Source organism: Bacteroides congonensis (assembly GCF_900130125.1).
GTDB lineage: Bacteria > Bacteroidota > Bacteroidia > Bacteroidales > Bacteroidaceae > Bacteroides > Bacteroides congonensis.
The window spans coordinates 969,335-981,631 of sequence record NZ_FQXY01000009.1; the positions used below are offsets into that span (position 1 = coordinate 969,335).

A 12,297-nucleotide genomic window follows, 5' to 3' on the forward strand; every position below is an offset into this window, starting at 1 on the left:
CTCATTTATTACTATTTACTTTTTTTATTCACAGTAAGATTTTCTATCATTTTCTATGGAAAAAGAGGTCTGTTAAATAGTCAACATATTTATCAGTCACTTTTTCCCAAGTATAATTTTCCAAAATAAGATTTCTATTGAATTCAGTAGAAGCGAATATTTCTATCTCATGAGTTATACTATATTCAATTGCACTGCATAAATCTTGTTCATTCTCCGCTCTTACCCATACCGCTTTATCATCCTGCAATACTTCCCTGTTACCTTCAATGTCGGATGCAATTATTGGCACTGATAATCCCATTGCTTCTAACAATGCAACAGACAGTCCCTCGCTAGTAGACGGAATACAAAATGTATATGAGTTCTCTATCAAAGCTGTCTTTTCCTCTCCATATACAGCTCCCGTAAAAATAATATCATTCGACTGACTTGCTAATAATTTCAAAGAGTTTACATATTCCGGATTGGCATCATTATTTCCTGCTATCACTAATTTGTAATCACTATGATTGGACTTTATAAATGCATTAATCAAAACATCTATATTCTTAACGGGGACAATACGTGCAACCACAAGAAAATATTTTTTAGGAAGCAGCCCATATTTATTTAGAAATTGCATTTTGTCCTCAACCAATGCCGGAGGATTAATGGCAGTAGGAATTGTAACCACATTTTTTCGGTAATTCCTATTATAATAGTCACTTTGCGCATTACTTACCGTTATCACATTTTTATTCATTTTTGCCGAAAGCCATTCCATAAACCGAAGAATTTTTTTCTGCTTCATGCTGTATTTGGTATTCTTCCATTCATGCCCATGTCCTTGCATAACAGATTTTATTCCAAACACACATGCTAAGGGACTTGACAATGCCGGAGGCCAAGCATTGTAATGAATGACATCAATATGTTTTTCCCTGAATACTGCGTTGATAGTTGATTTTAAGCCAAGCAAAGGTTTGCATAAAAACATACTTTTAGGACCTTTTTGATAAATGACCTTAAACCCATTAATCCACTCAACCGAACAATGGTCGCTTTCGCAATATACAATAGGTTCATGTCCTTTCCTTACCAATTCTGTTGCCAGATTATACATGTAAGATTCTATTCCACCCAATTTACGAATATCTCGCCCCCCAATAAATGCAATTTTCATATTTTCTGAAATGTTAACTATAAACCGTTTGAAACACACATGCTTTTACAGCAGTTTCATATACTTCTCGGTAAATTTTTCTTTAGAAAAGCTATCTACTAAAAGTTGATACCCATAATCGCCTAGTTGAGTCCTAAGAGATGGAGTAGACAAAAGTTTAACTAACGACCTAGCAATACCATTGCTATCACCTATATGATGCAAATAGCCATTTTGGCCATCATGGACAATATGCTTGTTATCTCCTACATCAGTGGCAACGATAGGAAGGCAAGCATTTAATGCTTCAAGCAAAGAATTGCTTGTTCCTTCAAATATACTTGTAGAAAGATATACGTCAGCTTTTTCTAAAAGCTCAGGAATATTATCGGGAGCAATGATAATTTCCACGTTATCTTGCAGAGAATATTTTTTAATCCATTCCCTAATTTGCGTTTCAAGTTTTCCATATCCCACTATAACATATCTAAAAGGAATATTTTTTTGTGACAAGTTTTTTACAGATTTTATAGCTGTAAGATAATCCTTTGGCTCTACAAATCTGCCAACGGAAATTATCGTAGGCATATCCTTAACCTTTCTACTTATTTGCGGAGATATATTTTCAAAGCAATTATGGATAACGATATTTTTCTTTTTGTTAAAACCGTATTCTGAGAAATATTTCGCCCCCGAATAGCTATTGTAAATTGTATAATCAGCCAGATAGTTGTGAATCAATCGTTCTAAAACCCTCTTCTTAAATGGTAATCTTGAACTCCTTATGCCGCCATAGATTTTCTTTACTCCACATATCCTTCCTATAATAGCCCCGAATACATTACAAAATGTTAGATAATTGAATAGTGAATCAATTTGTCTCTCTTTAAAAACTCTTACAACAGCTTTCAATTTTGCATATTGACTACCAGTAGGAATAAAAATCTCTATTGAAGAATTGGATTTCAATATATCTATATTTTTAGGTTCTGCGCTTTCCAAACCATAGAAAGAGATAAAAGTAACAAAACATCCTTGTTCGCTAAGACACTTGGCCAGCAAACAAGCTTGTTTTTCCGATCCCCCTGCATTAACAGTCGGAGAGAATATTGCAATCTTCTTCATTCTACACTCTATCTTTAATAAATCGTGCAGGATTACCGGCCCATACTTGATTGGCTGGAATATCCTTTGTTACCACAGAGCCAGCACCAATTATACTACCTTCCCCAATAGTCACTGAATTACAGATAATCACATTCATTCCTATAAATAACATTGTCTCCAATATGAACCTCTCCAAGACGGAATTGACGTCCCGGTTTACCGGGATCAAGATAATGAGTAAGGATTTTTACTCCAGAGGTTAATGCTACCCCATCACCGATATGCACATATTCCGGATGCATTGTATCAATTAACACACCGCCATATATACAAACTCTTTTTGGCTTTTTCGATTTGAACTGCACTCCGGCCATCTTTAGAAAAAACCAACGATAATGTCCCCTCATTGGCAAATGAGATAAAAGCAACCACATATATTGCCAAAGCCGTTTTAATGTAAAATACTTAAACATAAATTTAGCTGTTATTTCGATAAGAAATGATTTAAAACTTCCGAATAATTTTTCCAATAAAAATTATTCATTGCAGTATTTCTTGCATTTTCACCTATTTTCTTGCGTTCCTCAATAGTCATATTTTCAAAACGGCACAACTTTATAAAAAAATTTTCTGCAGTATATCCATCTGTCATTAAACAATTTTCTTCATCCTTAAAATACTCAGAAACTACTCCTGTATCTGTCATGAGTATAGGCGTACCCGACAATGCATATTCAGACAATTTGGTTGAAAAGCCATAATAGTTTTGTAGATTATTATTTCTAGACAACAACAAGCAATCAGCTTTTGATAAAATCAAAGGAATCATACTATGTGGAATTGTTCCTTTTATTTCTACTTTATTTTCAATCCCTAGTTGCGAAATAATCTTTTGGCATCTCTTTCTTTGAGAACCACTAACTCCACCATAGAGCAAAAGCTTCCAATTTGTATAAACATTATCAAAGAGAGCAAAAGCCTTGAAAAGTTCTTCAAGGTTTTCTTTCTCAATAGATACGCTGCCCGTAAAAACAAATACATGTATATCCGAATCTACATGCACTTTCTCACAAACTTGAATATCCGTCAAAGCAGGAATCAAAATACTATTCTTATTATAGCGACTAAAATATTCTGATATATTTTTGGAAATACAGACTAATCCATCATAGTACTTAGAAAGTCTATCAACTAATGAATAATTTAATCTAAAAACAGCTTTTTTTAGACCATGAAGTTGTTCTAGGTTTGAATCAAACTTTCTCACCTCATTAGCTTCACGAAAACAACATGTTCTACGAAACACTTTGAAATACGTAAGAAATACTATTTCTGTTATCAATTTGGTATTAGGATAATAAAGATAGATAGTTTCTCCATCGAATGATGAAGTGATATTCTTGACATATCTCATGAATCGTAGAGACGAAATTAATCCCGTTTTATTGTTTGTATTTAAATTATCTGTTGTGAATGCATTGTTGCCTATCTTCACTAGAGCGCTTTTTCCATTAAGATATTTCTCTGACAGTAAGTAACATTTCACATTTTCACATTCCGACAATGCCGAAACATAGCTATTCATCCTAGCTACACCTGCACTATTATCATAGTATAACCCCATCGAAGAGATTATTACAATATTCTTCATCCGTACCTTAGTCTTGTATTATAGGTATTTTTCATTCATTGTTGATTGAACAAATGGTTCACTCTGCTGTCAACTCTTTTTTTCTCACAAAAGAAGTAGCAGGCAAATTTTCAATATATTTCCGCCTGTCATTTCCTTTTAAATTGTAGAAGACCTCAGGATTAATGACTCTTTTAGAATCAACGCGCTCCACAAAAGTATTCGTTTTACCTATGATACGTATCGGATTTCCAGCAACCATTACGCCGTCCGGTATAGATTTAGTGACTACACTTCCTGCACCAATAATAACATCATTACCAATAGTTACCCCAGGCATTATCAAACAGTTCTCTCCTATATAAGAATAATTACCTATTTTAATTTTTCCGAAATATTCAAGTACTTTGCCCGGATTCTTTTTTCTCTGCGACCATATTCCCCCATGAGTGAAAAAACGGACATCTTTAGCTATACGCACGTAATCTCCAATTTCAATTAAATAAGGTTCTGAAGTCCAATGAAAGGTAGAGATAAAAGTATTTTTTCCAACTTTAACCCCTAAATGCTTAGCATAAGCTTCCGGCGTTTTAAATACTCTCCAATAAAGAGCGTTAATCTTGTTAATGAAGTTCATATTGTTTAATGCTTATAAGCAGCTATTGAAGATTTTATTCTTTAACTGCATGAGTTTGACATAAATCGAATTTTAATATTTTCTCCAAACCATCTTGTTTACTACATTTACATAGCTCTGAATAATTTTCACAACCTTTGTACTAACATTCTCATCGGCATAATCGGGGACGGGTAAGCCAAAGTCACCGTTCCGAACCAATTCCACTGCTGTATCCACTGATTGAAGTAATGAGTACTCTTCAATACCCGCCAATACAAACCCTGCTTTATCCAAGGATTCAGGGCGTTCAGTAGAGGTACGGATACAGATTGCAGGAAAGGGATGACCGATACTGGTAAAGAAACTGCTTTCTTCAGGCAGTGTACCGCTATCGCTCACCACAGCGAAGGCATTCATCTGAAGACAGTTGTAATCATGAAATCCCAACGGTTCATGCTGTATAACACGTACATCAAGTTTAAATCCGCTTGCTGCCAAACGTTTACGACTGCGAGGATGGCATGAGTAAAGGACGGGCATATCGTACTTCTGCGCCATAGCATTAATAGCATTGAATAACGAAATGAAATTCTTTTCTGTATCAATGTTTTCTTCACGATGAGCTGAGAGTAAGATATACTTGCCCTTTTCCAAGCTAAGACGTTGATGAATGTCGCTTCCCTTAATTTCTGCTAAGTTATCACGAAGGACTTCTGCCATTGGTGAACCTGTCACATAAGTACGCTCTTTCGGTAAACCACAATCTGCCAAATATCGACGTGCATGTTCACTATAAGCTAGATTCACATCGCTTATGATATCAACGATGCGACGGTTAGTTTCTTCAGGTAAATTCTCGTCCTTGCAACGGTTTCCGGCTTCCATGTGAAAAATAGGAATATGCAAACGTTTCGCGCCAATAACAGATAAACAAGAATTTGTATCTCCCAACACCAATACCGCATCAGGCTGCGTCTGTACCATTAATTTGTAAGATGCGTTGATTATATTGCCCATTGTCGAACCGAGATCATCACCTACAGCATCCATATAAATATCCGGTTCTTTTAGCTTTAAATCGTGAAAGAATACTCCATTTAAATTATAGTCGTAATTCTGACCTGTATGTGCCAAAAGACAATCGAAATATTGTCGACATTTACTTATCACCGCTGCCAATCGAATAATTTCAGGACGAGTGCCCACAATAATGAGTAACTTCAGTTTACCGTTATTGGCGAACTGAATATCTGAATAATCAGTTTTTAGTACCATGATGCTTACTTATATTTATATAACCATCATATTCTCGGGAACAAACGGAACATAAGGACCGTCTTTCACTTCAAAAATTATTGTTCCACTCTCCAATACTTCCAATGTGTGCCATTGTCCTGCTGGAATATGTACACCATATTTCTCTTTCAAAGGATCAAGTTCTTGTTTTTCCACCAACTGCTTTTTATCACTGTAGAAGAGCACATTCATGCGTCCCCGAATAATTATATAGGTTTCAGCAGTCTGTGTATGACGGTGAATGGGCAATTCCGTTCCCGGTTCTAACGCATTAAGTAGACGTTGCGCCTTCGCATCAAGAGAGTCATGCAAATTATAGTTCATTCGCAAACGAGGGCTTTCTTTAGCCTCAACCGTTACATTATCCAATAGTCTTTTATCTATAACCTTCATTTTATTTTCAAGCTTTATGTTCTACCTCCTCGAAATAAGTATCGGGAGAATTTGAATCAAAACACTCATTACACCATATCAATGTAACCAAATCTTCCGTTTCCGAACGATTGATAATGTTATGGGTATAACCCGGAATCGTCTCCACCACTTCCATCTTATCTCCGCTCACCTCAAAATTGATTACTTCGCCAGAACCTACTGCACGGAACTGAATTAAGCCTCGTCCGCTTACAACTACAAATTTCTCCACCTTAGTGTGATGCCAATGTTGTCCTTTAGTAACTCCGGGATTGGAGATATTGATAGAGAATTGCCCGGCACTTTCCGAACGGATGAACTCCGTAAAACTACCACGAGCATCCACATTCATTCTCAATGGATAACTAAATTTTTCTTTAGGCAAATAAGAGAGATACGTGGAATATAACTTCTTAGTAAAACTATCTGCCATATTAGGTATACTAAGATTATTAGGCATTTCTTTGAATGAATAGAGCAAATCCACTATACCGCCAAGAGTAATATCATGCACTATAGGCACTTGACAATAATCAGCGTTTCGGTGTTCGTTGCCACTCAATGCACCTATCAGTTCGTTCACTACATCATCTATATACACCAAATGCATCAAGATAGATGGGTCATTCACAGTGATGGGAAGATTATTGGCTATATTATTGCAAAAAGTAGCTATTGCACTGTTATAGTTTGGTTTACACCATTTTCCAAACACGTTCGGGAAACGATAAACTAACACTTTTGCTCCAGTCTCTTTAGCATAATCAAACATTAATTGTTCGCCGGCACGTTTTGACTCTCCGTAAGGATTGTCCAAGACTGCCTGTGTAGATGAAGAAATCATCACAGGACATGTATTCCTATACTTTTTCAGAGTTTCAAGTAAAACCGAAGCAAAACCAAAATTCCCTTTCATAAATTCTGATTGGTCTTTTGGACGGTTAATCCCGGCAAGATTAAAAACAAAATCGGCATTCTTGCAATAGACTTCCAATTCTGCAGGATCACTATCGATATCATATTCAAAAACTTTCAGTTGTTCACCAGACAAATGATAATTCTTCGCTTTTCCGCTCTGAATATTATGCAATTGAGATATCAAATTTCGCCCAACAAACCCTTTGGCACCAGTTACTAATATATTCATATTGATTTATGTATTTATACCCGACAGTATTATTCACTCCGAATTTCTTTTGCCTTAGCATGTTCTATCAAACCCAAATCTTCCTGGATAAAACGAAGACGCATCAACTGCTCTTTCATGCCTTCTACATCAAGACGACGAGTATTGTGACTATGATAATCTTCAATCTTAGATACATCTTCATTACCTTCGGTAAAAAACTTATCATAGTTCAAATCGCGGTTATCACAAGGAATACGGTAATAGTTACCCATGTCTATTGCCTTAGCCATTTCTTCACGAGTCACCAATGTTTCGTACAACTTCTCACCATGGCGGGTACCAATCACTTTTACTTCAGTTTCTCCATATTTCGGTTCAACCTTAACATAGATTTGCTTCAACGCTTCAGCTAAAGTTGAAAGCGTAGCAGCCGGAGCTTTCTGTACAAAAAGGTCACCATTATGTCCATGAGTGAATGCATATATCACAAGATCTACCGCATCATCTAACGTCATCATAAACCGAGTCATATTAGGGTCAGTTATGGTAATAGGCTTATCTTCCATCATCTGTTCAACCCACAATGGAATTACTGAACCCCGGCTTGCCATCACATTGCCATAACGAGTGCAACAGATAGTAGTCTGCGCTCCTTCTCCCAATTCGCGCCCTTTGGCTATTGCCACCTTTTCCATCAGAGCTTTGCTGATACCCATAGCATTGATAGGATAAGCAGCCTTATCGGTAGAGAGTACCACCACATTTTTTACACCATGCTCAATAGCAGAAAGAAGCACGTTCTCCGTACCCTCCACATTAGTACGTGTGGCCTCCATTGGAAAGAATTCACAAGAAGGAACTTGTTTTAAGGCTGCAGCACTAAATACATAATCCACCCCCCGCATAGCTATATCCACAGATGCTTTGTTACGTACATTGCCGATATAAAACTTGACTTTGGGATTCTGCAAACGATGACGCATATCATCTTGCTTCTTCTCGTCACGACTGAAAATACGAATTTCTTTAATATCGGAGTCCAAAAAACGTCTTAATACAGCATTTCCAAATGAACCTGTACCGCCTGTAATTAACAGGACTTTGTCTTTAAATACTGACATTGTTTTATTATAAATTATTCTCTAAAAATATTTTTAAATCACCTGCAACTTTTTTGCTAGAAAAATTTTCTAGAATAAACTTTCTACCTTCACACGCAACTGACAGAGCTTCATCATAATGCTCCATTATATATCCTATTTTATCAGCATATGCTTGTGGTTCACATGGAGGCACCAAATAAACATGCTTTTTATCAGAAACAAATTGTGCAATTTCACCAACAGTAGTAGCAATTGTCGGAACACCACTTAAAAGATATTCTCCTAATTTTGTAGGAAACCCACCTTCCGCTCGTCGAGTTATAGGCTGGGATGTCACCAAAATCTTCGCTTGAGAAAGAACAACAGGAACAATATTATAATCAACACGTCCCTTAAAAAACACTTTATGTGTAAGTTCTAATTCTTCTACCAAAGACTCTAACACTTTCCAATCATTCTTTTTCGGAATCCCATATAAATGCAATTCAAGTGAAGGATAAATATCACAAACCAGCTTAAAAGCTTTAATAATATTTGTAACATTATCTTTAGCCAATTCCATATTCCCCATATAGCATAAATAGGGCACTTTCAAGTCTTTTCGTTTTATATCTACACGCTTAAATCTATCAATATCTGTTATAGTTGGAAGAATGTGCGTAGGTTTTAATGAAATTACATTATTAAAGTAATCTTTCAATGCTTTAGTCATCAAAATTCGGACTTTGATTCCCCAAAATATAATCTTGTAACTATAGATTTTCCACCTCGGTAATTTATCTTTTAATTGTTCCCTTATAGGAATTGGATACTCATCTCCAATAAATGCTAAACGTATTCCGAAGAGCCTCAATGATAATACAAAAAACGTCATAAAATGTAAAGCGTCAAAGCTCAAAAAGATATAATCAAATGACCGTTCTTTATTTTGTTTATATATATATTTTACAGTTTTAAACAAAGATAAAGGTCGATGGTAAAACAGCTTTTTTAACGTTGACGATTTAGTGTCACGTTCATACATATAATGGAAATTAATGCCAGATATTGTACCGGAGAGAGGAATACAAGCCTCTTTTAATTTAGGACGAAAAATGATAATATCAACATCTACCCCATTCTCCCTCAGCCCTTTACTATATGCTATAATACGATTTGTAGCAGCCATTCCTTCTGGGAATGTATAATAACAAAGAACACCTATTCTATCTAATGATACATTTTGCATATTTTTGCTGACTAAATGATATTACTCCAAAAAATACTAACAAATAAAAGAAATCTCTATTGGTAACATCCTGGGAAAACGATAATGCTAACACAACAATAAATATCGCAATTCCCTTTATTGTTGTTTCTTCAGAAAACATAGTCATTAACCCTTTGTAAAGGAAATAAAAGTAGCCAAAGGCTAACGGGATACCCCATATAACAGCAATTATTGATATTCCATTTGGTGAGACATGACCAGTACCCATCATCACATCCATAGCGGTAGTAGGCCATTCATTTGCTCCATATCCAATAAAAGGGGATAACCTGATTTTTTCCCAATGATAAAAAAGAGCTCCAAAACGAGAAAAAGAAACATTCGTTTGACTCATCTGATTTACTATCTTTTCTTGTATAAACTCTAACGATATAACTCGCCAAACCACCAAAGGAATACATATAAAAAGAAGTAGCTTTAACGCCGTGACTTGTTGTCCTATAAAAGTATAAAAGGCTAAAAGTATAAGAGTAGCAACATATCCTGTGGTAGAAAAAGTTGTAATATTCGCTAAAAGCAGTATAACATTTTGAATATTAAACAAAGAAACTCTATTAAATAGGTTTATAGCCAAAGCAATAGTTATAAAAACCGTAAACATCCCCGGTTCCCAAAAAGGCCCGCTATTTCTAATAGAGCCCGCTGTATTAATAGTATATATATATATACTTTCACTAGGATTTGAAGAATATTGCAAAAATTCTTCGCTGCGCAACTCTGGTAAATAATGTGCAATATTTATCAATGCACTTTGAAATCCGGGAAAAACCATACATCCCAGCCAAAGAATTAAACTCCATAATGATATATAATAAACCAAGCGGGGAAACAGAACTCTAAAATCTCTGATTACCCAAACCGCACATAAAGCCAATGTAAACATCCTAATAGACTGCGTTACCGACACAGTCCATTCTCCTTGGTGACAAAGACCCTGAATAAAAAACCAAACAAATATAAAAGCTATAATCCGAAATATATTATTGGGCACATATCTGTGCTCTTTCCAAGTTTTATATAAAACAATAGGAGTTAATAAATAAATAGCTTTCGCCAATCCAAAGAAAGACATAAATCCTGTTATGGCTACAAGATACACCAATAAAAAATATTGAAATCTAACATTCCGTATTTTTATTTGTTCCATATCCCTGTAGCGCTAGATTTCATCAATTTGTGATATTGTACTCTCGCCCAACAATAATTGCACAATGGGATAATAGCGAACAAAGCCAACAATCCATTCAATCCCCAATATTGACTAACAAAAATCCCAAATGGTATATATAGAATTGCCAATGATGCAGTCATAATTATCTGAATCCATAGTTTTCCAATCCCATTAATTATATAGCCATACATGCCATACAACATCATTGCCACTGCATAAATATATAATATAAAAGTAGTCCATCTAGAAATCTCAACAGAAGAGTCTCCAATCCATATTCTATATACTACATCAGAAAAAAGAAACATCAAAAATCCACCCATTGCCATTAAAATTGTAACAAGACGCATTTTTTTAAGAACCTTTTTAATCCATAAAATATCTCCTTTAATGTATGCCTCGGTTGTTGCTGACCATAACGGTGTCGCTATAATAGTAAATATCATTACTATAATATGCATATATTTATATGCAATATTATATTGTACAACATAATCATTTCCAAGAGTGTGCGTTATGATTAAATTGTTTGTTTGAAAAAGTAATATAGATATTATTTGTATAATAAAAAATTTTACACCTAATGACAATATATCCGTGACTTTATTCCATTCAAAGTATTTAAAAGAAGGAGTTAATGACTTAAACTTAAATTTGAATATTATAAATGTAGATATTAATTGTATTAATGGTGGAATAACTGATACTACTGAACCTAATATAAATAATGAAGATACTAAATACAACTTTGATAATACAAATACTAAAACATAAGAAATCAATTGTCCCAATAAAAAAATAAACGAAGATAATGCCGGCAATTGTAAAGCATATAAAATTGAATTAATCAGACTAAAAACAAACTGAAAACAGAATGATACAAAAACCACTAAAACTAGAAAATTCAATTCTTTTTCATTTGTATCATATGCGTTTAATATCCTAGCCCAAGGAAGGTATTCATAGAGCAAAATAAATATTAAAATCAGAACTATTACCACTGAAAAAATCACAATATAAGCAGTACTGATATATTTTCGCCCTAACAACTCATCATTGTGTGCCAACGCTTCAGCTAATTTGTTTCTTAATCCATTTCCTAATCCTATATCAAAGATAACAATCCAAGAAACTAAAGAAGTAAGAGTTAACCATACTCCATAATTTTCAGAACTCATGCTATGCAATAATAAAGGTACATAGAGAAAACTTATAAGCATTGAAACCCCTTTAACTCCCAACATAGCTATAATGTTCAATTTAGTCTTACGGCTTCTCGATAACACATCTCTCTGATTATTATCCATTCTATACATCCATATATCTATTGGTTATTATTTCATTTAGAACATACACTTCTATTAGCCTCTTACACCAAAAGGTTACTAAATTAAATCTAACGACAATCTTATTG

13 protein-coding genes are annotated in these 12,297 nt (G+C 34.7%); all 13 read right to left on the minus strand.

Going from position 1 to position 12,297, the window contains the following annotated elements; translation table 11 throughout:
* Positions 1 to 46: 46 nt before the first annotated feature.
* A complete protein-coding gene (locus BQ7997_RS10760; protein WP_073346138.1) occupies positions 47 to 1,165 on the minus strand; it encodes a glycosyltransferase family 4 protein in 1,119 nt (372 codons plus the stop codon).
* Positions 1,166 to 1,210: 45 nt separating this feature from the next.
* Complete coding sequence (locus BQ7997_RS10765; protein WP_073346140.1) at positions 1,211 to 2,269, minus strand: glycosyltransferase family 4 protein; 1,059 nt, start codon at positions 2,267 to 2,269, stop codon at positions 1,211 to 1,213.
* A gap of 1 nt (position 2,270) precedes the next feature.
* Complete coding sequence (locus BQ7997_RS25780; RefSeq protein ID WP_317045012.1) at positions 2,271 to 2,423, minus strand: LbetaH domain-containing protein; 153 nt, start codon at positions 2,421 to 2,423, stop codon at positions 2,271 to 2,273.
* Positions 2,389 to 2,724, minus strand: a complete 336-nt coding sequence (locus BQ7997_RS25785; protein WP_210436303.1) for an LbetaH domain-containing protein — start codon at positions 2,722 to 2,724, stop codon at positions 2,389 to 2,391. Before BQ7997_RS25785 ends, BQ7997_RS25780 begins: the two co-directional genes overlap by 35 nt.
* Positions 2,725 to 2,735: 11 nt before the next feature.
* Positions 2,736 to 3,902: a glycosyltransferase gene (locus tag BQ7997_RS10775; protein ID WP_073346142.1), complete on the minus strand. Its 1,167-nt coding sequence runs from the start codon at positions 3,900 to 3,902 to the stop codon at positions 2,736 to 2,738.
* Positions 3,903 to 3,960: 58 nt separating this feature from the next.
* Positions 3,961 to 4,518 (minus strand): acyltransferase, encoded by a 558-nt coding sequence (locus BQ7997_RS10780; protein WP_073346144.1) that lies wholly within the window; start codon positions 4,516 to 4,518, stop codon positions 3,961 to 3,963.
* A gap of 72 nt (positions 4,519 to 4,590) precedes the next feature.
* Positions 4,591 to 5,775, minus strand: a complete 1,185-nt coding sequence (locus BQ7997_RS10785) for a UDP-N-acetyl glucosamine 2-epimerase (protein ID WP_073346146.1) — start codon at positions 5,773 to 5,775, stop codon at positions 4,591 to 4,593.
* Between the two features lie 15 nt (positions 5,776 to 5,790).
* Positions 5,791 to 6,189, minus strand: coding sequence for a WbuC family cupin fold metalloprotein (locus BQ7997_RS10790; protein WP_073346149.1), 399 nt, complete (start codon positions 6,187 to 6,189; stop codon positions 5,791 to 5,793).
* A gap of 7 nt (positions 6,190 to 6,196) precedes the next feature.
* The gene (locus BQ7997_RS10795; protein ID WP_073346151.1) at positions 6,197 to 7,357 is read right to left on the minus strand and encodes a capsular polysaccharide biosynthesis protein CapF; all 1,161 of its coding nucleotides are present in this window, start codon (positions 7,355 to 7,357) and stop codon (positions 6,197 to 6,199) included.
* Between the two features lie 29 nt (positions 7,358 to 7,386).
* Positions 7,387 to 8,460, minus strand: a complete 1,074-nt coding sequence (locus BQ7997_RS10800) for a polysaccharide biosynthesis protein (protein ID WP_073346154.1) — start codon at positions 8,458 to 8,460, stop codon at positions 7,387 to 7,389.
* Positions 8,461 to 8,467: 7 nt separating this feature from the next.
* Complete coding sequence (locus BQ7997_RS10805) at positions 8,468 to 9,670, minus strand: glycosyltransferase family 4 protein (protein WP_073346160.1); 1,203 nt, start codon at positions 9,668 to 9,670, stop codon at positions 8,468 to 8,470.
* The gene (locus BQ7997_RS10810) at positions 9,648 to 10,859 is read right to left on the minus strand and encodes a hypothetical protein (RefSeq protein ID WP_073346162.1); all 1,212 of its coding nucleotides are present in this window, start codon (positions 10,857 to 10,859) and stop codon (positions 9,648 to 9,650) included. Before BQ7997_RS10810 ends, BQ7997_RS10805 begins: the two co-directional genes overlap by 23 nt.
* Positions 10,847 to 12,190, minus strand: a complete 1,344-nt coding sequence (locus BQ7997_RS10815) for a lipopolysaccharide biosynthesis protein (RefSeq protein ID WP_159436759.1) — start codon at positions 12,188 to 12,190, stop codon at positions 10,847 to 10,849. Before BQ7997_RS10815 ends, BQ7997_RS10810 begins: the two co-directional genes overlap by 13 nt.
* Between the last annotated feature and the right edge of the window lie 107 nt (positions 12,191 to 12,297).